Origin of the sequence: Bradyrhizobium sp. WBAH42, assembly GCF_024585265.1 — a bacterium.
GTDB lineage: Bacteria > Pseudomonadota > Alphaproteobacteria > Rhizobiales > Xanthobacteraceae > Bradyrhizobium.
The window spans coordinates 7,870,913-7,895,453 of sequence record NZ_CP036533.1 but is presented as its reverse complement, the minus strand read 5'-3'; the positions used below and the strand labels follow the sequence as shown (position 1 = coordinate 7,895,453).

At 59.8% G+C, this 24,541-nt stretch carries 24 protein-coding genes; 16 read left to right on the top strand and 8 right to left on the bottom strand.

The features are described 5' to 3' along the window. Positions 1 to 27: 27 nt before the first annotated feature. Positions 28 to 1,242 (bottom strand): patatin-like phospholipase family protein, encoded by a 1,215-nt coding sequence (locus DCG74_RS37035; protein ID WP_172787646.1) that lies wholly within the window; start codon positions 1,240 to 1,242, stop codon positions 28 to 30. A 688-nt stretch (positions 1,243 to 1,930) separates the two neighbouring features. Between DCG74_RS37035 and DCG74_RS37030 the strand changes: the two genes are divergently transcribed. The 9 genes from DCG74_RS37030 to DCG74_RS36990 all read left to right on the top strand — a co-directional run bounded on the left by DCG74_RS37030 (position 1,931) and on the right by DCG74_RS36990 (position 9,568). Beyond that, positions 1,931 to 2,287: a hypothetical protein gene (locus DCG74_RS37030; RefSeq protein WP_172787645.1), complete on the top strand. Its 357-nt coding sequence runs from the start codon at positions 1,931 to 1,933 to the stop codon at positions 2,285 to 2,287. Between the two features lie 131 nt (positions 2,288 to 2,418). Beyond that, positions 2,419 to 3,306 (top strand): aldo/keto reductase, encoded by an 888-nt coding sequence (locus tag DCG74_RS37025; protein ID WP_210268418.1) that lies wholly within the window; start codon positions 2,419 to 2,421, stop codon positions 3,304 to 3,306. 45 nt (positions 3,307 to 3,351) lie between these two features. Next, complete coding sequence (locus tag DCG74_RS37020) at positions 3,352 to 3,924, top strand: sterol desaturase family protein (RefSeq protein ID WP_172787644.1); 573 nt, start codon at positions 3,352 to 3,354, stop codon at positions 3,922 to 3,924. A 59-nt stretch (positions 3,925 to 3,983) separates the two neighbouring features. Beyond that, positions 3,984 to 4,283: a 4Fe-4S binding protein gene (locus tag DCG74_RS37015; RefSeq protein ID WP_172787643.1), complete on the top strand. Its 300-nt coding sequence runs from the start codon at positions 3,984 to 3,986 to the stop codon at positions 4,281 to 4,283. Between the two features lie 442 nt (positions 4,284 to 4,725). Continuing rightward, complete coding sequence (locus DCG74_RS37010; protein ID WP_172787642.1) at positions 4,726 to 5,715, top strand: HlyD family secretion protein; 990 nt, start codon at positions 4,726 to 4,728, stop codon at positions 5,713 to 5,715. After that, positions 5,712 to 6,623 carry an ABC transporter ATP-binding protein gene (locus tag DCG74_RS37005; protein WP_172787641.1) on the top strand — a complete coding sequence of 304 codons (912 nt, stop codon included), beginning with the start codon at positions 5,712 to 5,714 and terminating at the stop codon, positions 6,621 to 6,623. Before DCG74_RS37010 ends, DCG74_RS37005 begins: the two co-directional genes overlap by 4 nt. Further along, positions 6,620 to 7,744, top strand: coding sequence for an ABC transporter permease (locus DCG74_RS37000; RefSeq protein WP_172787640.1), 1,125 nt, complete (start codon positions 6,620 to 6,622; stop codon positions 7,742 to 7,744). The genes DCG74_RS37005 and DCG74_RS37000 overlap by 4 nt, the downstream gene beginning before the upstream one ends. A gap of 55 nt (positions 7,745 to 7,799) precedes the next feature. Continuing rightward, the gene (locus DCG74_RS36995; RefSeq protein ID WP_172787639.1) at positions 7,800 to 8,552 is read left to right on the top strand and encodes an SDR family oxidoreductase; all 753 of its coding nucleotides are present in this window, start codon (positions 7,800 to 7,802) and stop codon (positions 8,550 to 8,552) included. 80 nt (positions 8,553 to 8,632) lie between these two features. Beyond that, the gene (locus DCG74_RS36990; protein ID WP_172787638.1) at positions 8,633 to 9,568 is read left to right on the top strand and encodes an NADP-dependent oxidoreductase; all 936 of its coding nucleotides are present in this window, start codon (positions 8,633 to 8,635) and stop codon (positions 9,566 to 9,568) included. Between the two features lie 175 nt (positions 9,569 to 9,743). Here DCG74_RS36990 and DCG74_RS36985 read toward each other — a convergent pair whose 3' ends face one another. Genes DCG74_RS36985 through DCG74_RS36965 form a run of 5 tightly spaced genes read right to left on the bottom strand, consistent with a single transcriptional unit; the run spans position 9,744 to position 14,642 of the window. Then, positions 9,744 to 10,403, bottom strand: a complete 660-nt coding sequence (locus DCG74_RS36985) for a class I SAM-dependent methyltransferase (RefSeq protein WP_172787637.1) — start codon at positions 10,401 to 10,403, stop codon at positions 9,744 to 9,746. A gap of 12 nt (positions 10,404 to 10,415) precedes the next feature. Further along, positions 10,416 to 11,090 (bottom strand): tetratricopeptide repeat protein, encoded by a 675-nt coding sequence (locus DCG74_RS36980; RefSeq protein ID WP_172787636.1) that lies wholly within the window; start codon positions 11,088 to 11,090, stop codon positions 10,416 to 10,418. 39 nt (positions 11,091 to 11,129) lie between these two features. Further along, positions 11,130 to 11,900, bottom strand: a complete 771-nt coding sequence (locus DCG74_RS36975; protein WP_172787635.1) for an SDR family oxidoreductase — start codon at positions 11,898 to 11,900, stop codon at positions 11,130 to 11,132. Then, on the bottom strand, positions 11,890 to 14,031 hold the full coding sequence (locus DCG74_RS36970; RefSeq protein ID WP_172787634.1) for an AMP-binding protein: 2,142 nt from the start codon (positions 14,029 to 14,031) through the stop codon (positions 11,890 to 11,892). Before DCG74_RS36970 ends, DCG74_RS36975 begins: the two co-directional genes overlap by 11 nt. Beyond that, positions 14,031 to 14,642 carry a thermostable hemolysin gene (locus DCG74_RS36965; RefSeq protein WP_172787633.1) on the bottom strand — a complete coding sequence of 204 codons (612 nt, stop codon included), beginning with the start codon at positions 14,640 to 14,642 and terminating at the stop codon, positions 14,031 to 14,033. Before DCG74_RS36965 ends, DCG74_RS36970 begins: the two co-directional genes overlap by 1 nt. Positions 14,643 to 14,780: 138 nt before the next feature. Here DCG74_RS36965 and DCG74_RS36960 point away from each other — a divergent pair, with 138 nt between their 5' ends. Beyond that, positions 14,781 to 15,434, top strand: coding sequence for a TetR/AcrR family transcriptional regulator (locus DCG74_RS36960; RefSeq protein WP_172787632.1), 654 nt, complete (start codon positions 14,781 to 14,783; stop codon positions 15,432 to 15,434). 187 nt (positions 15,435 to 15,621) lie between these two features. On the opposite strand, the gene DCG74_RS36955 is transcribed toward DCG74_RS36960, so the two are convergent. Beyond that, a complete protein-coding gene (locus tag DCG74_RS36955) occupies positions 15,622 to 15,777 on the bottom strand; it encodes a hypothetical protein (protein ID WP_172787631.1) in 156 nt (51 codons plus the stop codon). 198 nt (positions 15,778 to 15,975) lie between these two features. Further along, positions 15,976 to 16,665, bottom strand: a complete 690-nt coding sequence (locus DCG74_RS36950; RefSeq protein WP_172787630.1) for a TetR/AcrR family transcriptional regulator — start codon at positions 16,663 to 16,665, stop codon at positions 15,976 to 15,978. 110 nt (positions 16,666 to 16,775) lie between these two features. Between DCG74_RS36950 and DCG74_RS36945 the strand changes: the two genes are divergently transcribed. The 6 genes from DCG74_RS36945 to DCG74_RS36920 all read left to right on the top strand — a co-directional run bounded on the left by DCG74_RS36945 (position 16,776) and on the right by DCG74_RS36920 (position 24,484). Next, a complete protein-coding gene (locus tag DCG74_RS36945; protein WP_172787629.1) occupies positions 16,776 to 17,666 on the top strand; it encodes a DUF3108 domain-containing protein in 891 nt (296 codons plus the stop codon). Between the two features lie 29 nt (positions 17,667 to 17,695). Then, entirely contained in the window at positions 17,696 to 18,787 is a 1,092-nt protein-coding gene (locus DCG74_RS36940) for an MBL fold metallo-hydrolase (protein WP_210268417.1), read from the top strand. 360 nt (positions 18,788 to 19,147) lie between these two features. Continuing rightward, the gene (locus tag DCG74_RS36935) at positions 19,148 to 20,305 is read left to right on the top strand and encodes an efflux RND transporter periplasmic adaptor subunit (protein ID WP_210268416.1); all 1,158 of its coding nucleotides are present in this window, start codon (positions 19,148 to 19,150) and stop codon (positions 20,303 to 20,305) included. Beyond that, a complete protein-coding gene (locus DCG74_RS36930) occupies positions 20,302 to 23,391 on the top strand; it encodes an efflux RND transporter permease subunit (protein ID WP_172787628.1) in 3,090 nt (1,029 codons plus the stop codon). Before DCG74_RS36935 ends, DCG74_RS36930 begins: the two co-directional genes overlap by 4 nt. Further along, positions 23,388 to 24,128, top strand: a complete 741-nt coding sequence (locus DCG74_RS36925) for a YkgJ family cysteine cluster protein (RefSeq protein WP_210268415.1) — start codon at positions 23,388 to 23,390, stop codon at positions 24,126 to 24,128. Before DCG74_RS36930 ends, DCG74_RS36925 begins: the two co-directional genes overlap by 4 nt. Then, positions 24,128 to 24,484 carry a hypothetical protein gene (locus DCG74_RS36920; RefSeq protein ID WP_172787627.1) on the top strand — a complete coding sequence of 119 codons (357 nt, stop codon included), beginning with the start codon at positions 24,128 to 24,130 and terminating at the stop codon, positions 24,482 to 24,484. Before DCG74_RS36925 ends, DCG74_RS36920 begins: the two co-directional genes overlap by 1 nt. Positions 24,485 to 24,541 lie beyond the last annotated feature (57 nt).

The window sequence follows — 24,541 nt, the reverse complement described above, 5'->3', positions numbered from 1 at the left end:
GCATCACGGCGCCCTGGTCAGCGTCAATTAGAGCCCGGACGACGGCTGCCGAGCGGCCGTCTGCAGGCCGGGGAGGCTCTTGATCCAGGGATAGCCGCGCCTGCCCATGTCAAAACCGCGGTCAAACAGTGCCCTCATGTATGTGAGGTTAAACGGCTCGTTCGATTGGGCTTGGAAATCGCTTGGGATGCTCGCGAGATTGAACTCGATGCCGTTCATCCTTGTAATCGTGTAGATTCGATAAAGATCGCCGATGCTCTGATTTTTGATCAACGTCGAAAGCGACCTCTGGCTAATCGCCAGTACGTTGTCCTTGACCGGCTCCCATTGCGGTTGGATGCGACCGTTCCTAATGACGTACAGCCGAGCTCCTACGGCGAGTTTTTGCAGCTGGCTACCGGAAACGAGGCGCAGGATCGACTGAGGAATGAAGACCTGCCTTGTTACTCCTCCGTCGACATGAAGCTCGTCATACTCCTTGCCTCCGATAAGCACCTTCATCCGGACCGGAGCGAACACACCCGGCAGCGTTGCGGAAGCAAGTAGCACCTTACGAAACAGATCAAGCGCCTCCGGGCTGTCGCTTGCCGCTATGCGGCCCATGTCCCATAGGACCGGCCGTTGTGCGTCGAGGTTGGTCGTTCCGATCAACAGCACCCTTCCCTTGCTCCGTTCTCGCGCCACCTCGCGAAGGAATTCGGCGTCGACGTATTTCTCGATCAAGTGAGCCAGCGGCGAACTGTCGACCAATCCGGAGCCGCCAAGCAAACTCGGCACGTTGACGGCAAAGATGTCCCTTCGTCCGTAGTTCGTGAAAATGTCTCGCAACTGGCCGTCGCGCTCGCGGCCAAGAAAGACGAACGGAGCGATCAGTGCTCCGGAGCTCACGCCGGTGACCAAATGAAACGTCGGCCGACGTCCTGCGTCGCCCCACCCGGCCAACAAGCCGGCGCCAAATGCTCCATCTTCGGCTCCGCCCGAAATCGCTAGAAAGTTGAGCGGCCGCCCGGCTTGATAACCCTTCAGGGCTTCAGAAGCCTTGTCCGGCCCTGGCTCAAGTGGAGCCGCTTCCAGCGTCGCCTCATCGCCCCAATACCGGATGTTATGAAACCCATCCGGATCAATGTGGGCGGCCGCAGCTTCCGGCAGGGCATTTCGAGGCGCAAGGGCCGCGCAGCCCGCCACCAGGAGCGTCGTCAACAGCGTCGCGAGCAGAGGTGCCAGGTTGGCTGAGCGGCGCATCCAAATAAACACGGGAGAAACCGCCAATTTACAAGAGCACGCCCGCCGATGGCCGAGCCTGCCATTTACTCGACTAATCGATCTATTTTATGGAACTCCGACGAGTAAGTCAACATAATTCGATTGCTTGCTCTGTCTTAACAAGCTTTCCGACTCGCGCGAGCGTTCTGATCCGATCACGAATACAATTATAGACCGTTTGATCTATTATTGTTGACCAACACCATCGCTTTGCTTTAACAATCCGCTCGGAGCGTCGCTCGTCCGGCTTTTTGAGGAGAAACCAGCCCCTCTTCCTCTCCGGGCGGGCGGCGCGCCACCGGTCGACTTCGAAGAATTGACTCCAGTCGTTCAGCTCTCTCTAGGGCCCTCGACCGCCCTGCAGTGCCCGGCCACCATCCTTGGCGTAGCTCTGTCGCCGTACCGAGCAATTGGTCCATGGCTCCCTGTCTCCTTTATTGCGTCTTCAGGTCCGCACCGATCGCGGCGCATTACCTGCGCTCATTGCGACTTCGCGTCCCGGGCCATCGAGGCTCCGTCCTGTCCTCCGTGGAGCGGGCTCCCGGTCATAATTTAGATTGATCACTCTACCAACCATTGACGAAGAAAGCCGCGCTCGATATATTAGATCAAATGATCTAGTATTACTTGCGGACATTCAGGTGGATCAAAGGAAGGAAAATCAAACATGAAGGCGCATCTAAAGCTCGCAGCGGCGGTGGCCGTCCGCATTCTTATCGCGACGCCCGCTCTCGCTCAGGGGCAGCCGTACCTGCCGGCACAGAAGGCGGCCGGCATTCTCGCCGATGGCACTCCTTGGTCGGCCGACGCACCGAATGGCAGGAGCTTCAAACTCACCCTGAACAAGGACGGCACCGGGAGCGTACGTGCAACCCTGTTTACACAGTCTGTCAGCTGGACGATCAAAGGCGATGCCATGTGCCTCTCCGGCACCATGATGTCAAAGTGCCTTCGGTTCCGCGAAATTCCCGGAGGATTTCAGGCCTGGGAGGGTGACAAGCCTGACCTGAAGATCAGCCGCTAGAGGCTCGGACGGATCCCACTCGGCCTCGCGGTCACGACGCCCGAGTCCTTCTCCTCCTGCTGCACGCCGCGACGGGCGACGAGAAGATCGACACCAACCCTGCTTCACCATCTTCATCTGGAGTACCCACCTTGTCATCGACCAAGGACACCGATTTTCTCATCGGCGGCAACATGGCCGTCAATCGCATGGGCTTCGGCGCAATGCGGCTTTCGGCCAACGGATTTCGTGGACCAGCTCGCGATCCGGAAGCCGGCCGTGCCGTTTTGCGGCGTGCAGTCGAACTCGGCGTCAACCTTATCGATACGGCAGCCTTTTATAGGAGCGGTGACGGAACGGTCCGCGCCAATGCTTTGATCCGAGAGGCGCTCTACCCCTATCCCTCCAACCTGGTGATCGCGACTAAGGTGGGGCATGTCTTTAACCCGGATGGGAGCCATCGCGTTGCCTCTGGCGCTGACATGCGAAAGCTTGTCGAGGAGAATCTTCAGGATCTCAGCCTCGAGCGGCTCGATTTGGTCTACTTGCGCATCGGCGAGATGGCGCCCCCTCACGGCGAGTCGCTTGCGGAACGCTTCCAGGCGCTCGCGAACTTGCGCGAGGAAGGCCTGATCCGTCACCTCGGACTCAGCAACATCGATGCAGATCATCTCGCCGAAGCCCGCGCGATCGCGCCCGTGGCCGCCGTTCAAAACAATTTCCACGTCAGCCAGCGACATGACATGGCATTGCTAAGGACATGCGACAGCGCGAATATCGCCTTCAGCCCATTCTTCCCTCTCGGTGGAGGAAGGATGGTGATCAACGACGGCCGGCTCGCGTCGATCGATGACGGCCGGCTTGCGCCGGTTGCGAGGCGGCACGCGGCAACCACGCATCAGATCGCCCTGGCTTGGTTGCTGGCCCTGTCGCCGGTCGCGATCGCAATTCCTGGCACCGGCTCCATCGCTCATCTCGAGGAAAACATGGCGGCTGGTGAGATCGTCCTCACAGAGGAAGATCTCTCCGAACTCGGCTGAACCCATGCACCCTTGGCAACACGACCATCGCGGTGGAGACCCATCATGCGTTTGAGCAGAGCCGCCTACTTCGCCGACTTCGTGATCTATCCACCCGTGATCGCAATGTTGCTGACGGCCGCGTTGCGGCCGGGCTCCCCGATGTGCTGGAAGAAGGCGGCCATCTGCGTGGTGGGCGGCCTCGTGCTGTGGACCCTGATCGAGTACGTCGCGCATCGGTTTGTTCTACATGAGCTTCCGTATCTGGCCGACATGCATGAGGCGCACCATGACGAACCCAGGGGGTTCGTCGGCACACCGACGTGGTTTAGCCTCGCGTTGATCGGCGGGGGCGCACTGCTGCCGCTATGGTGGAAGGCGGGGCTCGGACCGGCCAGCGCCTTCACTGCCGGGATCGCAACCGGCTACCTGTGGTACGTGGGCGTCCATCACATCGTGCATCACTGGCGGATCGCGCCCGACACTTACCTTCATCGGCTCCATCGTCGGCACGCCCTTCACCATCACGCCCCGCTCCCCTGCAATTTCGGCGTCACCACCGGTGTCTGGGACTGGATATTCGGAACGGGATTCGCCGCTCGGGACCGCGCCGGCCAGCGGATTATTTCTGACGCCTGAGCCTTTCGCCCGCAGACGGCCTCTGCCGCGACGCTCTCGCCTGAAAAAGGGAATTGAACATGGAAAAAGCAACAAAGGAGACCTGCCGCCTGTCACCAGGGGTGGTGCGTCCAGTGGTCGACCCGGCGCATTGCGAGGGCAAGGCTGCCTGTGTCGAGGTGTGCCCGGTTAACGTCTTCGAGATCGTACGCATTCCGGCTGAGACATACGAAAGCCTGCCCCTCTTCGCCAAATTTAAGGTCTGGGCGCACGGCATGAAGACAGCTGCGACGCCCAACGTCGACGCCTGTGAGGCCTGTGGACTGTGCGTATCGGCCTGTCCCGAGCAGGCAATTCGGCTCCAGCGCGACGGCAGTTAAAACCTTCGGGCGGTCCCGCCATCTGTCGCTCCCCTCCGCGAGACAGCCCTTGATTAGGGTCCAGGCTCTCGTGCGGCTTGTTATTAGATCAATCAATCTAATATTGATTGACACCGCCAGTTCCAATCGCTAAATATTCGATCATACGCTCTAATATTATCGAGACACCGGTCACGCCTACTATGTTTGGGATTGAAAGGGCCAAAGAGCATGAGATGGCGCGTCGTTTGGCAGATGATCGTGCTGCTTGTTGTATGGGCGCCGTATCTCATCCTTTCCTGGCAGGTTTGGCGGATGGGACCGCAGTAGTGGCTATCGCGAGCCAGGCCCCTACTTCTCGATCGGCCTTGGGTATTTGCAAGGATCGTCCAATCCGCGCAGCTGTGGTCGGCGTGCCCGCCTCGGCCTGAGCCCCAAAGCGACAACAAGCAGGTTTGAACATTTGACCCGGCAAGCACTCATCGTTCTCGGCGTCTTGATCGCGACTGCCGTCGCAGGTTTCGCGTGGTGGTATCACCGCACGCCGCCGACGACGTCCTGGCAAGGTTACGCAGAGGCGGACTACGTGAAGGTTGCACCAACCCAGCAAGGACTGCTCACGGCGGTGAACGTCGCCCGCGGCGCTTGGGTCGAGATCGGGGCTCCACTATTCTCACAGGATGGGACTGCAGACCGGGCTGCCCGTGACCAGGCGGCGCGCCAGCTCCAGCAGGCGAGGGACCAACTCGCCAATCTCCAAGCAGCCGGCAAACCTACGGAAATCCAGCAGGCCGAAGCCAATCTCGCCGATGCCCGGGCTACCGTCGAGCGTACCAAGATCGATCTCGATCGAGGCGAGGCTCTGATCAAAGATAGCGCGGTCACCGTCCAGACTCTGGACCAACGGCGCGCCGATTACAGGTCGGCCACAGCGCGAGTCGCCGCGACTGAAGCCGCTCTTGCTCAAGCGCGCGCCCCGATGGGACGTAATGGCGAAATCAGAGCGCAACGTTCCGCGGTCGAAGCGGCGGAGGCTGCGGTGGAGATGGCGGATTGGCGGCTGTCGCAGCGGTGCGTGACTTCGCCGGTCGCAGCCCGCGTCGCCGACGTCCTGGCTCGTCCAGGCGAGACGATGGCGGCCGGAGCGCCAGTCGTGTCCCTCCTCCCACCGGGCAATATATTCGTGCGCTTCTTCGTACCTGAACCGGAGCTCTCTCGCATCCATCGCGGCGACGTCGTCACGGTGAGATGCGACCGATGCGGCGCGGACATCGCGGCGACCATCTCGTTCGTTGCCCCTCAACCCGAATATACCCCTCCCGTGATCTTCAGCGAGGAAAGCCGGGCAAAGCTCGTCTACCTGATCGAAGCTCGACCACCGCCGGCACAGGCGGCCCTGTTCAATCCTGGCCAGCCAGTCACCGTGCGACCGCGGCCGGAGGGCGCGCCATGACAGAGCTCGTCATCGACGTTCGCGATCTGCACAAGACATTCGGCGAACGGCACGTGGTCAAAAGTCTGAACCTGCAGGTGTCACGAGGAGAGATTTGCGGTTTCCTCGGCGCCAATGGCAGCGGCAAGACGACCACCATACGCATGCTCTGCGGCCTGCTGGTGCCAGACAGCGGCGAAGGCACTTGTCTTGAATACGACATCCGCCAGGAGGCGGCGCAGATCCGCCGGCAGACCGGCTATATGACCCAGAAGTTCAGCTATTACGAGGACCTGACCGCAAGAGAGAACCTCGAACTGGTCGCTGGCGTCTACGAAATGGACAATCAGCAGGCGGCCGTTCGCGACATCATGGAGCGGATGAACCTCGGCCGATATGAAAATCAGCTTGCCGGGCATCTGTCGGGCGGCTGGAAACAACGCCTTGCACTCGCGGCATGCGTGCTGCATCGGCCAAGGCTGCTGCTGCTGGACGAGCCGACCGCCGGTGTCGATGCGAAGGCCCGTCGCGAGTTCTGGGATCTGATCCACGACATGGCCAGCGAAGGCCTCACCGTGCTGGTCTCGACCCACTACATGGATGAAGCAGAGCGGTGCAATCGGATCGTCTATCTCGCGGACGGCCACATCGTGGTCCAGGGCACCGCGGACGAAGTCGTCAGCAGCGCGGGCCTCGTCGTGTACGAAGCCGTAGGCGATCGTGTCGACGAAGTCTCGCGTCACATACGTCGCGCGCCCGGTGTCGAGGCCGCGGCCGTGTTCGGGCATGCGCTGCGAATTGCCGGTGTGGATCGCGCGGCCCTGCAGCGCGCCATCAGCTCCTTCCCGGAATTTTCGTGGCACGAGACCGAACCGCGCCTGGAAGACGTCTTCATTCATCAGCTCGCCGCAAAAGAGACGCCGCAATGAACGGTCTCTCGCTCAAACGTCTCTATGCGCTTTTGCGCAAGGAATGGATCCAAGTTCGGCGGGATCCAATGACGCTGCGGCTCATCATCGCCCTGCCGATCATGCAGCTGTTCCTGTTCGGATATGCAATCAACACCAACCCGCACAATCTGCCGACCGGCCTGCTGGTGAGCGAGCCGACGAAATATGAGCGGACGATCGTTACGGCGCTGCAGAATACCGGCTACTACGACATCAAGCTGTACTCGTCCGAAGCCGACGCAGAACGGGCGCTTGTCACCGGAGAGGCGCTGTTCGTCATCAACATCCCTCCAAATTTCGACCGATCCGTGGATCGGGGCGAGCAGCCGTCGATCCTGATCGATGCCGACGCGACCGATCCTTCCGCTATCGGGAATGCTACGGCCGCCTTGGGCGCGGTCTCAAGCGTCCTTACCCGTGATCTGCCGCCCAATCAGCAACCGCAGCCAACTGCCGCGCCGTTCCAATTTGTGGTCCATGCTCGCTACAATCCGGAACAGCTCACCGTTCTCAACGTCGTCCCGGGATTGATCTGCGTCGTCCTCACGATGTCGACGATGCTGATGACCACGCTATCGATCACGCGCGAGCGTGAACGCGGTACGATGGAGAATCTGATGGCTATGCCGGTGCGGCCGATAGAGATCATGCTCGCCAAGGTCGTGCCTTTCATCGGCATCGGCTATCTCCAGGCAGTCACCATCCTCGCCGTCTCGGCAGTCGTGTTTCACCTGCCGATTCGTGGATCTGTGCCCTTGCTCCTGTTGTCGCTAGGCCTGTTCATTGCCGGCAACCTTGCGATCGGCCTGACCTTTTCAACTATCTCGTCGAATCAGATGCAAGCCCAACAGCTCGCGCAATTCAGCTTGCTGCCCTCGCTCATCCTTTCTGGCTTCATTTTCCCGTTCCGAGGGATGCCGGTTTGGGCGCAATGGCTCGGCGAGTTGCTCCCGACGACACATGCGATCCGTATCGTGCGTTCAGTTCTGCTGAAGGGCAACGGTGTGGCAGCAATCGCGCCCGAGCTCTGGCCCATCGCAGCATTCACCCTCGTCGTGATGGGGGTGGCCACCTGGTTCTACCGCGAGACGCTCGACTGATGAGGAAATTGACGATTGGACGTGCTGAAAGAGCACCGTGGCAATGGGGAGCCTGATGGGCGAGGCCGTCTTAAGCCCGACGAAGAATAAGAGGAAGACGATTGCCGTCTTCGGCGCCGGTAGCGGGCTAGGCGCCTCGCTCGCAACACGGTTCGGACGCGAAGGTTATCGCGTCGCACTGGTCGCGCGCCGACCAGATCCTCTCGAACAGAGGGTCGCCGAACTCGCTCGCGCCGGCATTGAGGCGGTGGCGTTCCCGGGCGATCTCACCGATCTTGATGGCATACCCGTGCTCGTCCGGACCATCGAGCAGCGGTTCGGGTCGATCGACGTCGCCGTCTATCAACCGGCCGGCGAGCTCGGCTTCGTGCCGGCCGTGGATCTCAATGCAGCGAAGCTGAAGGCTTTGACCACCATTTTCGCCTTCTCGCCGATCGAGGTGTCGCACGCCGTTCTGCCTGGCATGCTGGCGCGAGGCGATGGCGCCATCATCATCGTCGGCGGCCTTTCGGCCGTGATCCGGATGCAGGGAGGGCTGAGCGGCGTTGGCCCGATGATGACCACCGCCAGTAACTACATATTCTCGCTCAATACCGAAGTCGCGTCGAAGGGCGTCTTTGCCGGCATACTGAATGTCGGCGCGGTTATCGAGCATTCCGCCGGCTTTCGCGCGATGAGGGCTGGCGGCGTTCTTGTCAATGAAGGGTATCAACTTATCGATCCCGACGACATCGCCCAGAGGCTTTGGACGCTGGTCACCAAGCGCAACCAAGTCGAAGCGATCATCGCACCGCGACCTCGGAAGTGAAAAACGGATCTGAAAACAGATTCCTTCACCCAGGAGTCGCGGCGTTTGGCACTACATCTGTCACAGCAATGAGAGTTAAGATGAAAAGAGTACAGTACGACCGCTATGGCGGCCCGGAAGAGATGTATATGGGCGACTTCAAGTTGCCGGAGCTTGGCCCCAACGACGTGCGCGTGGTCGTTCGCGCCGCGGCAATCAATCCGTTTGATTGGAAGCTCCGCCGCGGCGCAATGAAGCTGTTCATGAACAGGTCGTTTCCAAAAGGGATGGGCACCGATTTCGCCGGGGTCATTGAGGCCGTCGGACGCGACGTCACCAATGTCTCTGTCGGAGATGAAGTCCTCGGCACGGTGGACTTCAAGAAATCGGGCGCCTTTGCGGAAAAGGTCGTCCTGGAGTCCAGCCTCGTCGCAATGAAGTCACCACAACTGACTTTCAGTGAAGCAGCCTGCCTCCCCATCCCGGCCATGACGGCTTGGGCAGCGATCATCGACCGAGCTCGGGTACGAGCTGGTTCCAGTATATTCGTGAACGGTTGCTTGGGCGCGGTCGGCTCATCTGCAGTGCAACTGGCGATCGCCTATGGCGCGCGCGTTGCCGGCACCAGCAGTCCAGCCTCTATGAGGAAAGCGGATGCGGCTGGCGTTCACCCGATATACGCTTATTCCGACAAGAATGCTTATGTGAGAGGTGAAAATTTTGACGCCGTGTTCGATACACTTGGGACACTCAGCGTCAGCGACGGGCTTTCCATGCTCAAACCCGATGGCGTATTCGTCGACATCAATCCGACACCTCGCAGGCTGGCGCGCGGACTGTTGTCACGTCGCTACAAGCTCGCATTCGCCACTATGGGGATCAAGCACCTTTCGGCTATCGCTGAGCTCGCGAATAAGGGTGCGCTAAAGCTGGCGGTCGGCATCGAAGCCCCCTTCGACGACGCAGTGAGGACGCTCGCACAAACTGAAGCCGGGCCAAGGATATCGGGCAAAGTCGTGCTCACCATGAATGCATAAGACCGCCAAGATTGCTCCCGCGCCAACCTTGCTCGGCCCTTGAACACAAGGCAGAGCAAAGAAGTGGATGGCCAAGCTGACGCAAGGAACCGGAGACAATTTTTAATTCTCCGGCTTCCGTGAAGTGTCAGCTAGGTCCTGATGAGGTTTGATGACAGCCGGGGTAATCCCCTCTTCACGCGAGCGGCTGAACGGGCTTTTGGCTTACCGCGAGCAGGCCACGGACGTTGAAGCGGAAGGCCAGCTTGCGGATCTCCGTCTGCTGCGCATCGAATCCAGCGACCCGTAGTGCTGCTGTCAGGCTGTTCTCGTCGACGAGGTTATGGGTGCGTGGTCCGACGAACTTCCACCGGCTCATGGTCACTCGATCTGTCGCGTATATGGCCAGTCGGCCACCCGGTCGAAGGACGCGGTGAACCTCACGAAGTTCTGCGCCCGCGCTGAAAAAATAGGCCACATTCACCGCGAGCACCGCATCGATCGAGCCGGAATCGAATGGCAAGCCTTCAAAGTTCCCGAGCGCAAGCTTGACCCTTCCGGACTTTATCGCGGATCGGTTTCGCCGCGCGGCTTGGCTAAGCATTTCGGACGATGCATCGAGACCGATCACAAGGCCATTGGTCGCGGCCGCCGCCATTTGTGCCACAGCCATGCCTGGACCGCATCCAATCTCAAGCACGGTCGCGTCGGACGCAATTTCAAGAGCGGCAACCGATACATCGTTGGGTTCGCGATTGACGATCTCCATCACCTTGCCAGCCAAATGGCCTCGCCAGCCACTGGGCGATCTGAGTTGTTGGCCGATAGCCTCCCACATGCCGGATCCGATCAGCAAAAGTCGATCAAGTTAAGGCTTGAGCTTCTTCTCTATACGATCGAGCAACGTCTCCATCACCATCGGGAAATACTGATCCCAGACCGGACGTTCCGGATGCTTTGGCAGAGCCATGCCTATCCTGATCATCTCTTCGGCGCGCTTGTAGTCACGTTGTTCGTAGAGGAAGTCCGCATAAAAATAATGAGCATCGCGGCCGTTTGGAGCATTCTTGACCGCCTCTTCCAGGTAGCGTCGCGCCTTTTCCTTGTCTCCCCAGGCAAGCGGAAAGCCTGGTACGCGGTAGTAGAGAACGCCAAGACTCGTCGACGCGCCTGCATCAAGCGCTTTAGGGTCAATCTTGTAGGCCTCCAAGAGGAGATCTCTGGCCCGTCCCGCGAAATTGAGTGCGGTGAAACCAGAGCTAAGGGAAGCCTGTTCGCTGACAACGATCCCGTCCCAAATGAGCGGCTCAGGCCTTCCTGGATAGCGTTTGACGAGCGCGTCAGCCTTGGGGGCGAGCACCGCCATTTTGGCACTGCGATCGCTGTCATCGTCGCTGAGATATTTTATTTTCGCCCATTCTTCAGCAACGCTGATAATGTCGGCGTCCAGCGCCCGGTTGTCTGAGGCTCGAACATACTTGGACACTGTCGCGACTGCGATAACGCCCGCCACCATTGCGAATGCTCGCAGTGCCTGTAGCATAGACATTCCTTCCATCGATTTTAGCAAAGTCGAAAACAGCTAAGCGCGCGTCAATTGTCTGACAATCGACCTGTCGACAAGGCGCGGGGCCATTCGCTGCACGAGTTCGAAGAACCGCTCCGGACCGGCCGGATACACACAGTCGGCATCGCGCTCAACCGCATCCCACACTCTGGTTGCAACAGCGCCGGGACTATCGAAACTCATCTTGAACCGAGCACGGAGCGGTCCAAGAGCATCTGCGGCCGGCGTTTGGGTCGCCCGCAACACAGCGTGCGTGACACCGATCCCGATGGGCGTCAGTTCGCGGCGCAAGGATTGCGAGAATGCTCGAAGGCCGCCTTTGGTCGCGGAATAGGCAGCAAAAAGCGGATAGGGAATTTCTCCCAGGACAGAGCCTATGTTGACGATGCGTCCCGGGCGGTATCTCTCGAGCAGCGGCAACGCATCCCTCACCATTGCCATTGGCGCGAACAGGTTGGTATTGATCGCTGTCTTCAAATCCTCATCCGTCACAGCAGCAAGAGGGCCAGCCGGCACGAGGCCCGCATTGTTGACGAGGACCATGAGAGTGCCCCAATGGCTCGAAATTGAATCAAGAGCGGACATACGATCGTGCGCCACCGTGACGTCACCTGGAAGGGCGAGATGAGGACCGCCTATCAGCTTTGCAAGCGTTGCCCCGATAGCTTCGGCTCGGCGCCCCATTAACGCGACGCGCATGCGACGGCGCGAGGCTTCTATGGCAAGCGCCTCGCCAATGCCCGACCCGGCGCCTGTGATCAGGACGCTCCCGCCTTCAAGCTGCATCGGCTTTTCCGGTCACCGAGAGGGCCAGTTCCTCGAAGATCGCGCCGTAGAGGCCGTACATTACGCGCGCAGCGTCAATGACGATGTCCTGAGTCGCCCCGTCTTCGATGCCGTTGACCAGGCTCTTGAAGAACTCGACATGTCCAACGTCCAGCCCGCCGTGAGATCTCAGGTAGGAGAACCCTCCGCCCCCCTCCAAACCCAGCGACCGCTGGACGGCATTCGCAAGCCGCTCGGCAAGCTTCACGGACAGTCCCTCCAGCACGTGCACCATTCCAAGCAGCGAATAGGGGCTGATCCACTGGATGGCATAGTAGGCATAACCGACCATGACCTGGCACGCTCTTCCCGGCTTGCCGTTCGCCACCACTTCGGGATCGCCTCCCAATGCACGTATATCTTCGAGGATCCACTTCTCGTGACCGCGCTCCTCGTTGAGGTACTCAATAAGAGCGTCCTGGAGTTCCTCATCATCTGTCTGGGCGGCAGCAAATCCCATCAGGCGGGCCGTGTGTTTGACGTGGTGATATGCCTGAGTGAGGAATGAGAGATAGAGTTCACGTGATCCGCCGCTCTCAAGCGCATTCCTGACGAGAGGGATGGAAAGGAAACGCCCTAGTTCCTCTGCCGTTTCCGAATTGAGCCGCTCGTAAGTCGCCATGCGATGGTCTCCTCCGGTTTGGAACGCTTCGTGCAGGATTTTCTGCGCTTCGGATCGTCGAACTCTGCCGTTGGATGTGAACAGGCCGCGCTCCCTAGCTTGCTCGCGCGAGATGACGACGGCTTCAGCAGGGAGGGCATATTCAGGGGCCGCGTCGCAGAGTTCGACAAGGAGGTCGTCGACTTCCGCAGGAGTAGCGGACTTGAACCACTCTTCACCGCGTCGCGAAGGGACGAGAAGCGCAACCAAGCGGGTGGATTGTTCGGTTGCACCATCAAGCTGACAGAGCGCCCCCGCCCCAATGCGCGGATCATCCATCAACATCGTTTCGATCCACTCGGGATTCACATTGCGGCCGGCAGGAGTTACAATCAAATTGTCCTTTCGTCCGTAAACCTTCAGGAATCCATCGGCGTCAATACGACCCATGTCACCGGTGCGCCAATGAATTGGCTGGTCGCTTCCTCCTAAATAACCATCCATCACAGATGGTCCGGCCACGACGATCTCGCCCTCGTCTATGACAACGTCGAGACCTGGCAAGGGCCGCCCCACCGTTCCTTCGCGCACGGCACCAGGCCGATTCATCGCGACGACTGAAGAGCACTCGGAAAGTCCGTAGCCTTCGCAGATCGGAATGCTTAGGCGGGATGCTGCAGAAGCCAGTGCCGATGGGAGCGGTGCGCCTCCGACCGCCACGAAACGCAGGCTATCCGGGGCCTTCTTCTGCAGCGCGGCCAGCTGCGAGACGTACAGCGCCAGTAGCTGAGGGACGAAGACACTCGCGGTGGGCTGCACTCGCTCGATTGCCTCCGCAATGTTTGCCATCGCACCAGTGGCAACGCTCCTCGCTATTTCATCGTCATAGAAAGCCGTTCCGCCGACCAGGACCGGAATCATGACCCCGCAGATCAGTTCGAGCAGCATGGGCAAAGGAAGCACAGATAGATAGCGGTCGGCTGGATTGGCCGAGACTAGGTTTGCCAGGTTCCAAGCCGACCAGAGCGCTTGATTGCTCTCGAGGCGAACGCCCTTGGGAGCTCCCGTGCTGCCAGAGGTGTAGATAATCAGGCCCGCACTTCGCGGCGGAGCTTTTCCCAAAGAGCTTGTCCCCCGCGCGGGCATCCTGAATGCCGATTGGAGCTCCGCCTCACCATCATCCGATGTAACTATAGTGCGGGCAATCGACGCGTCCTTGACGACGTGCTCGACTTGCCCCCTGCTAAAGAAGGTCGGGATCGGGACGATCGTCTTTCCAGATATGCTCGCCGCGAGGAAAGCAACTACCCAGTCCACACTGTTGCCGCCGAATATTCCAATCGTCTCTGGACCGGTCCCGAGGTAGTCCGACGCTGCACTGACCCGAGCTGCCAGACCGGACCAGGTCAAAGACTGTTTCCCGTCGGCTATGGCCGCGACGTCGCCTTTCATTTCGGCGTTGAGCCGCAGCGCATGGTAGAGATCGTCCATTAGCATGCACCCGTCATCTGGGACGCCCCGGTTTGCATCAGGAAGGCCGACATCTGACTGCGGTCGATCGCAAACACTTTTGGAGAGGTCTGGTAGTACGTCCCCCACTCCTGCGGCATCGGAACGCGGCTCGGGTCCGCATTGGCCAACTCGATCAGAGGAAGTCGCATTCTCCGAAGGAACTTCTGTAACTGCCCGGTCGCCGTGAAGAACGCCCAGTTAAATCCAAGTTCTCCGCCGTATGCGATCAGACTTCGCAGGAATCGAGGAGAATCGGCCGGGCTGCTGCTGACGAGAGATGAAACCTCCACCACCTCTTCCCGCAGCACCAAACGGCCAGCGACCGCACCGAGAGCTCGTTCGACCGGCTCATCGAGATAAAATTCGGAGAAGAAGCGTTCCGATTGGTCTCGCATTCCAGCAGCACATCGGATCGCGTGGTCGTCGACGAGCAACACCAGCGTCTTCGGGAGCGCGCCCAAGCGAGCGCCGTACACGTCGTGGTATTTCGCTCGAACGAAGTGCGCAGCCGCAGGCCACAAAGGATCTCCAGGCGACACGAGTATGATTTCTTGCCCACCGGGCCCGCCAGCAGCATGCGTCAACTTCATAGTCGAACCCTCCATAGAAGAATTCTAAACTAGATCGATCATTCAGTCTATTTCATGACAATTAGATTATTTGATCTATTTTTCGGGCTAAAAAATCGGGGGTTGCTGGAGCAATTAGTCCAGTTTATAGAAGCCCTTATGCGGAAAATCGACCCGATCAAGCACGAAAAGAAGCGTCAGGAAATCCTGGGAGCCGCTATGCGGTGTTTCCTCCGGAGCGGCCTGAATGGGGCCTCCACGGCCCAGATCTGCGCCGAAGCGGAAATCAGCCCTGGCCACCTCTACCATTACTTCGACAGCAAGGACGCCATCATCGCGGCGATGGCCGACGCCCGGCTCGAGGGGGCTTCCGAGCGGTTCAAGCAGATCGCCTCTGACGGCGGTTCGGTCATATCGGCGCTGCTATCCGAAATCCAAGAGCAGCCCGGGGGGGCCGCGCAAGCCGCGCTCTTCTTCGAAATGCTCGCGGAAAGCAGGCGCAATCCCGAGATGGCCAAGATATTGCATGGGCGCAGTCGAAGCATGCGCGGCCTTCTCGCCGACGTGATACGCCACGGACAGAGCCAGGGGGAGATCCGGCCGGAGCTCGATCCCGAGCTCGCGGCTGTCGCAATCGTCGGTCTCGTGGATGCGACCAAGGCGGTTTCGCTGCACGACCCGAAACAGGACACCAAAAAGGTCGTGGCCCAATTCAAGCTGATGGTTGAGCATCTCCTGTCTTCCCCCGCGGAGGACAAGAGACCAAATCCTTCTCGCGCGAAGAAGACCACGCAACGATCGCGCTCCGCCTGACCATTATCGTTTCAACCAGGGACGTGGCTCATCAGCGCGGAACCGTAGCCGAATCGAAGCAATTTGGGCAAAGCTTGGCGCCAAGTTTGCGGGCGCAATACAGATAAAGCGCATAGTGAATGGCGGGGTAGCTTAGCCGAATACCCCGACGGGCAATTTGAAGACAGTTACTACCCGATAAGCGCCCTTACGAGAATTCCGAGCGATCTTTGCTGGGTGCGTTGCGCCAGTGCTTTTCTGTGCTGCAAAACATCTCAGCGCCTTCGAGTATCGATTCTGCGGCTACACCCAGGTGCGCCTCGCTTGATAAAGCGGGAAAGAGCTTGCCGTCGACGAGCTTCACCAAGTCGCCTCGTCTAATGTTGGCACCGGCAACTCCAGTAGGAATCGGCATGATGAAATCTCCGCGGGACTCTCAGGAGAGCTAGTCTACTCAATGGTCTGGGTACTCTCTGTCTGGCTCAGTGCTCCGAAGAGAAGGCAGCCAGCGTGACGTCGCATGAGATCAACACTACCGACGTCGGAGACGGCCGGTCATAACTCAAGATCTTACCGGCCTCGGCGAGATCGGGCGCGCCCTCATGCCGTTCGCGGCTGCGCCGGGGCCATCGGTGGCTGACGCGTCCGAATTCGCGACATCCGGAGCACGCAGGAAGCGAGATATAGCGATCTTCAGCATCTCAATGCTCTTTGCCTGGTCCAGATCAGGATCGCGGATCATCATCGCTTTCGCGCCGTCGACAAAACTGAAAAGGATCGACGTGGCTACATCTGGATCAAGCTTGAGATCAATCTGGCCGCGCTCCTGGCCTTTACGCAAGAGGCTTGCCAGCAACATCCGCATCTCGCGGTGATTTTCGCGCAATATCCCGCCAACTACCGGGTTGCGCGCAGATTCAGCAAGCAAATCCAGCATCAAGGCATTCGCTGAGGGATCGCGGACGCCGATTCCAGACTCAATCGCTCCCAAGAACGCTGTGACTACGTCCGGCCCGGGGGTCGTCGCGCCAAGGTGCGCGGCAGCTTGCGCCAAGCGGGACTCGGCCATCGCACTGACAATGGCCTCTTTGCTCGAAAAGTAGTGATAGAGATGGCCGGGACTGATTTTGGCCTCGGCGCATATGCTGGACGTACTCGCGCCCCGGAAGCCATCACGCATAAAGCACCGGGATGCGGCTTGCAGGATCTGCTGCCGCTTTTCTTCGTGTTTGACCGGATCGAGCTTTCTCATTGCCACGCCACTTAGTTAGAGCATTTCATCTATCATATACATTTCGCCACGATGTGACCATAATTTTAATAGACTAAATATTCTATAATTGCAATTCTGAATGAGGGACGATGGTCATTTCGGATCCTGAGGCGACCCGGCGACACGCCCGAAGATGCCGCCTGTCTCGGAGCAAGATCGTCGCAGCAATCCGGGCTTCCGCAACGGCGTACGGGGCGTTCCTGCTCCTGCTTCCCTCCAGCCTGCCCTCACGTGCGGCAGATAGCGATATCCGCGCCAAGTATGAGGTCACCCTCGCCGGCCTCACGATCGTGCACGCCGACGTTATCTTCGCTGTACGCGGCAGCGCCTACACCGTGCGGACAAATTACCGGACCTCCGGCGCTGCAAGACTGATGAGTTCCGCGACCGGAGAGGCCGTAACGAGCGGCACCTACAAGAATGGCATTCTTACACCTACGAAATTCGATCTCGACCATCGGGGCAGCCAGCGGGTTCAAAAGGTTGCGTTGGTTATGTCTGGAGGCGCGGTCGATAAGCTGACGGTCGACCCACCCCTGGATCAGGCGTCGCGGCGGGCTCCGATCGAGCCGGAGCATCTGAAGAACATTATCGATCCGCTCAGTGGATTGTTGGCATCGGCGGTCAAGGCCGATGGAAAGAGTGAGATCGGAGCCTGCGATCGTACTGTGCCAGTCTTTGATGGCGTACGGCGTTTCGATATTGCTCTGAAGAGAAAAGAGACGCAGATCGCAACTCGCGGTCCGTTCACGGGCCCACTGACCGCATGCGAGCTGCGAATAACACCCATTGCGGGCGAAATACGGAATGGGAACGGTCCACACGCGGGAACGCCCAACAGATCGCTCGGCGAGACCGAAATGACCTTTGGGTTCGTCGATGCACAAAAGATCTACATCCCGGTGTCTCTCTCGGCAAGGCTGGGGTTCACGACGCTTCAGGCACGTCTCACACAATACTCACACACCGCTCAAAGATAGAAACACATGAGATCGAACAGGAGGAGCCATTGAGCTCCATCGCAAACGGCCCGCGTTACGGACAATCGGCAGCTGCGCTGGGTGGCAACGAGACGGCGCACACATTACCGGACGAGGTATTGCAGGATCCGAGCCGCACGGCTCGGACGCCGACAACCTGGCCAATCTCGGATCACTTCGACGGGCAACGCTTCCATAATCCCACCCTTCCGAGAGGGTTCGCTCCCACGGTATCGAGCGCGCTGGGCATGATCTTCGAGAAGAGGAGCCGCTGGCCAGCCGTCGTAAAGAATGCGGCAGTGCCCAGACTACGCGCCATGTGCGGAATCAACGACGTTGCCATCACCTTCGTGAACCATGCCACGTTTTTGATTCAGCATAGAGGCTTGAACATTCTGACCGATCCAATTTGGTCATTGCGTGCAAGCCCGATCCGATGGCTCGGTCCAAAACGAGTCAGAGAGCCCGGCGTCCCTATCGATGAATTGCCGCGCATCGACGTCATTCTGATCAGCCACAATCACTACGATCACCTGGACTTGGACACGCTGCGTTGCCTCCAGCAGAAGTTCTCGCCGATCGTGCTGGTGGCTGCGGGCGACCGAGAACTGGTCCGCTCGATTGGGTTTACCCGCGTGCACGAATTCGACTGGTGGGAGAACTTTGAGGTCAAGCCTGGCTGCAAAGTGACTTTTGCGCCGACACAACATTTCTCGGCGCGCGGGCTCCGCGACCGCCAAAAAAGCCTCTGGGGCAGCTACCTGATTCAGGAGGGTGATCGGCGGGTCTATTTCGGCGGGGATAGCGGCTATTCCACCCACTTCTCCGAGATCAGGCGGCGACTTGGATCGCCCGACATCGCATTGCTCGGGATCGGCGCGTATGAACCGCGCTGGTTCATGCGTCCGATGCACATGAATCCTGCGGAAGCTGTCCAGGCACATCAAGATCTCGGCGCCAAGCAGAGTATCGGGATGCACCATGGTACTTTCCAAATGTCTCACGAAGCGATTGAACGGCCGCTACAGGACCTGGCGGCCGCAGTTGAAGCAGCCGGCGTAGACCCGACTTCTTTCATCACACTCCGGGAAGGAGAAACACGGATTTATCGCGCGAGATGAGGTGAGTGCACCTTCCCGCCGGCCCCCTCGTGAGCGACCGGTCGCGGACGCAAAGCTAATGCGTCTTGTGGTCGCATTCGGCACGGACTTTAGAGCTGCTCGTCCGAGCGATCCCGGGTCTGTCGCCCTCGACGCGACATCGACCCGGCTTCAGAAGCAAGCCCCCTGGGAGCGGTATTTCGCGGTGCTTGGCTGATGTCGAGCGCGCTCACCTTTGGTGCCGACGAGAAGCCCTGCTCAGGGGAGAGCTTACATTGACATGGGCAAGCTGCACGATATATTAGATCAAACAATCTAGTATTGGAGAACCTCCCCTTGTCTCAGCCGAACCGGAGGACAGCTGCGTCCGATTCCGTGACCATGCCCGCGGTCGCACCTTCTGCCGAAGGCGCCGGCACTCCGCGTCAACGCCAGGTCGCATTCTATGCGAAAGTTACCGTGGGAATGATTGCGGCACTTTCCGTCACGGTCGTCACGATTGCGATCATAAACCGCCGCGCATCGATGGCTGCCGTTCCGGTTCAAAATGCGCCGGCATTGACTGCCACGAGCATCGCTGCCCGTGAGTTGATGTGGCAGACGGCAATAGACGCTTCCGGAACGATCGCAGCCTGGCAGGAAGCGAGCGTGGGAGCGCAGATCGGCGGCTATCAGTTGTCCGACGTCCTGGTCAACGTCGGCGACCAGGTCAAGAAGGGCCAAGTGCTCGCGCGGTTCGATCCGGATCTCCTGCGCGCAGATGAAGCCCAGTTGAAGGCTCGATACGACGTGGCTGAAGCCAACCGGCAGCGCGCGTTGAGCTTGAAGAGCCGCGGTTTCGTCAGTGACAAAGACGCCTTGCAGCAGGAAACCGACGCGAGAGCCGCGGAGGCGCTTCTCGCCTCCAAGCAACTGCAGCTGAAATATGCCGAGGTCGTTGCTCCCGACGACGGCGTCATCAGCTCACGCACGGCGACGCTCGGCGCCGTCGTCCCCGTCGGGCAGGAATTGTTTCGCTTGATCAGGCAGAACCGTCTTGAATGGCGGGGTGAACTCACCGCTGCTCAGCTTACGAAGATCCTGCCCGGTCAACGCATTGTCTTGGCACTGGCGGATGGCAGCACCGCTGTTGCGCAGGTCCGTCAGACCGCGCCCTCTCTGGATCCGCAATCACGTCTCGGCATCATCTACGCCGATATCGAGCCCGGGAGCCGGGCGCGAGCCGGCATGTATGTCAACGGTAAGATTATTCTCGGCGAAAGCCCGGCTCACGTCATTCCGGCCGAAAGTGTCGTCATCCGCGATGGTCGAAGCTATGTGCTGAAGATCGCAGGAGATGAACCCAGGCCACGAGTGGCGCTCAAGGCCGTCACCATCGGCCGCCGGCAAGACAGCAGCGTCGAGATTATTGCCGGTATTGATCTCGGTGATCACGTCATCGTTCAAGGTGCTGGCTTCCTGAATGACGGAGACATTGTGCGGTTGGCAACGGCAACCGAAGCCGACGCAGCCTTCACTGCCGAGGGTGCCGGTCGATGAATCTCGCGACATGGTCGATCCGCAACCCCATACCGTCCATCATGCTGTTTGCGGTTCTCGCAATCGCCGGGCTCTGGGGTTTTAGGGCGCTGTCGATCCAGAGTTTTCCCGATCTGGACCTGCCGGTCGTCAATGTCACCTTGACTCAACCGGGAGCGGCGCCGTCCCAGCTCGAGACGGAGGTTGCGCGCAAGGTCGAAGATTCGCTCGCGACGCTCAGCGGCCTCAGGCATCTGCGAACTTCGGTGACGGACGGCCGCGTATCGATCGGGGTCGAATTCGTGCTCGAGAAGGGTCTTTCGGAGGCTCTGATCGAGACCAAGGATGCGGTTGACCGCGTGCGTTCAGAGTTGCCGGTAGACGTTCAGCCGCCGACTGTCAGCGCACAACGGGCCGGCGGAAATGCTCTGCTCATCTATGCGATATCGTCAACCCGATTGGACGAAGAGGCGCTGTCGTGGTTTGTTGACGACACCATCGCCAAGGCTGTTCTGGGAGTCCCCGGCGTCGGCCGCTTCGAACGCGTCGGCGGCGTACAGCGCGAAGTGCGCGTGGAGGTCGATCCGGTGCGCCTCGCCGCTCTCGGCATCACCGCAGCGGATGTTTCGCGCACGTTGCGCCAGGTTCAGCAGCAATCATCCGGCGGCCGAGCCCAATTGGAGCAAAACGAACAGGCCGTCCGCACCACCGCAATCGTGCGCCAAGCGTCGGATCTGGCTGCCCTCCCGATTGCGCTCTCGGGCTTACCCAAGGCACGCCTGGACCAGGTGGCAACCGTCCAGGACACCATCGCCGATCGCACGCAGCTCGCTTTGCTCGACGGAAAATCCGTCGTCGGATTCAGGATATACCGCGCCAAAGGCTTCGATGAAACGAAGATCGCCGCCACTGTTCGACGAGAAATGGAGCGGCTCGAGAAGGCGGACCCGACGCTGAAGATCAAGCAAGTCTCGGGATCCATCGACTATACCCTTGAGCAATACGCCGGCTCGATGCACATGCTCTACGAGGGCGCACTGCTGGCGGTTCTCGTGGTCTGGTGGTTCTTGCGCGACTGGCGAGCAACCCTGATTGCCGCCGCTGCCCTTCCGCTGTCGGTTCTTCCCGCCTTCGCTGCGATGGCCTGGCTCGAATACTCCCTCAATACGGTGACGCTTCTCGCGCTGGCGGTGATCGTCGGCATCCTGGTAGACGATGCGATCGTCGAGATCGAGAATATCGAGCGGCATCGCGCGATGGGCAAGCCGATCCTTCAGGCGGCGAGCGAGGCCGTGACGGAGATCGGGCTTGCGGTTGTCGCAACCACGATGACGTTGGTCGTCGTCTTTCTGCCCACCGCACTCATGAGCGGTATTTCGGGCATGCTGTTCAAGCAGTTCGGGTGGACAGCGGTCATCGCTGTACTGGCTTCATTGGTCGTGGCCCGCCTGCTCACGCCAATGATGGCCGCCTATTTGCTCAAATCGAAACCGTCAGCGGAGCATGAGGACGGCGTCCTGACCACAACGTATCTCTCGGCGGTCCGCTGGTGCCTGAGACACCGGAAGACAACGGCGCTCGGAGCGCTACTATTCTTCTTCGCTTCGGTCGCCCTCATACCGCTCATCCCCACGGGACTGATTCCCGCCTCCGATCGCGGCTACACGACGGTGAGTATCGAGCTTCCGCCTGGTAGCTCGCTGCAGAGCACGCTGAGAGTTGCCGAAGATACGCGCGCCGCTCTGAAGGACGTGCCTGGAATCGAGAACGTGTTCACCACCGTGGGCGATTCGCAGACAATCGGACCTGGAGCACAGCAAGCCGGCGAAGTCCGCAGAGGAGCCCTGGTGCTCATGTTGGCTCCCCGTGGTCAACGTGAACGCCAAGTCACGATCGAAAACCGGGTCCGTACAAGGCTTCCCACGATCCCCGGTGCACGATTTGCAATCGGCAGTGGCGGCCTCGGCGAGAAAATCCAGTTCATTCTCTCGAGTGACAACGTGCAGGCACTCAGAGCGAGTGCTCAGACCCTCGAGCAAGAGCTGCGGGGTGCCGGACGCTTCACCAATATCAAGTCGACGGCAAGCCTAGAGCGTCCCGAGATCGTCGTTCGCCCAGATCCGCAACAGGCGGCGGAGCGAGGGGTCACCACTGCCTCGATCGGCGATGTCGTTCGAATAGCTACCAGTGGAGACTTCGACGCGCAGGTCGCACGCCTCAACCTCGATAGCCGGCAAGTGTATATCCGGGTACGCGTCTCGGACGCGGCTCGACAAAACATGGACACGCTGGCCAACATGCGCGTGAGCGGACGGAATGGTCCGGTTCCATTGTCGAGCGTTGCGGCGATTGCGGTGGAAAGCGGCCCGTCCCAAATCGACCGCTATGATCGCCGCCGCTACGTAACGGTCGATGCCGACCTCGGCGGAATGGCGCTCGGAACAGCCCAGGCGACAGCCATGGCCCTCCCCGCGATTCAGAACATGCCGTCGGCCGTGAAACTCATCCGCACCGGAGATTCCGAGCTTGCAGGAGAGCTCGCGGCCGGCTTCGGCATGGCGCTCGTCGCCGGCGTGCTGTCCATGTTCTGCGTGCTCGTGCTGCTGTTCAAGGATTTTCTACAGCCGGTCACCATCCTGTCCGCGCTCCCGCTCTCTGTCGGCGGTGCTTTCGTCGCCCTGCTCGTCGCTCGCAGCGAACTCGATCTACCGGTCATGATCGGGTTCGTCATGCTGATGGGGATCGTGGCCAAGAATTCCATCCTGCTCGTGGAATATGCGGTCGTCGGAATGCGAGAACGCGGCCTTTCCATGCATGACGCCCTGGTCGATGCTTGCAGCAAGCGTGCTCGTCCCGTTGTCATGACGACGATCGCGATGATCGCAGGCATGCTGCCGATCGCAATGGGATTCGGGGCAGATGCCACTTTCCGTCAGCCGATGGCGATAAGCGTGATCGGCGGCCTGCTGACGTCAACGGCGCTCTCTCTGCTGATCGTTCCCGTCGCATTTACCTACGTCGACGGATTCGAGCGGTCGATCATGCGTCTGCGCGAACGCTTCATGTCTCGGCAGCAACTCAAGGTGCGGACAGAAAATCTCCGATGAACGATCCTCTCATCATGGACACAACCGCCGCTGAGGCGAGCGTCGCCGCCGATATTGCGGAGGTCGGCGCTCTAACCAGGAGCCTGGCGAAGCGCTATGAGGGGATTTTCAGCCGTTTTGGGGCAGTTCTGCTCGAAAACTTGCAGGGGGCGGAGACCATGGCGCGTGCGGCGCGTTCTGCGATGGCCATGGCCGACGCGGCGTCGGCAAGCTTCCGGGACAATTTTCCCAATCAACCTGTCTACGCTTGCAAGAGCGCCTGCGCCGCCTGTTGTTACCTCTTCGTCGCCGTGCCCCCGGGTATTGCCGAGGCGATCGCCGCCCATATAGAGGTGACTTTTTCGCCGGTCGAGCGAACCGCGCTGGTGACGCGTCTCGATGAAGCCGCCGCCGCTGCTGCGGTGGTGGAGGATCCAAAACGGCTTCGACGACGATGTCCGTTGCTGGGCGAGGACGACCGATGTTCGGTCTACGAGGTCAGGCCGCTGACGTGCCGAGCCTTCACCTCCACGTCAGTTTCACAGTGCGAGCAGATCGCATTCGATCCGGCCTTCGCGACTGCCGGTGTCAAACAAAACCCGGCGCTCTATCGCATCCACATGGAGGCAACTTCAGTGCTGCAGGAAACGGCACGTCGTCGCGGCCTGCCTGCCGACCAGAAAGGCCTGGCGCGTGCGTTGCCGGACGCGTTCAAGACGCAACAGGATCGCCCTGCGTCCGCTTCTGGGGTGAAGTGATGCGTTACGTTTTCTTGTTGTGCGTGCTGCTGTCCGGTTGTTCGGTTTTCGCCGGCAATTCCGTTCCCATTCCCGTCCTCCAACCCGCGCATCCGCCTAGCCAGGAAGCCGTACGGAAGGGGATCGATAGCTTGGTCAAGGAGGCGAAACTGACGCTTCCTGTCGAAATTTCAGCGATACGAAAGGCCGATCACGGGCCGGGCGCGTATTTCCTTTGTCTGAGAGAGGCACAAACCGTCCCCGAGAAGAAGCAACTCTTCTATTCAGTCTTCTTCGACGACGATGCGTACAAGGACTCCAGGCTATCGGTCATTCTCGAAGCGTGCGAGCTCCAGCAATACGCGCAATTGAACTAGGCAAGGTCGGCGTCCGCTGAATGCCGAAGCGGTGCCGATGCAAAGATCGAGGACGTA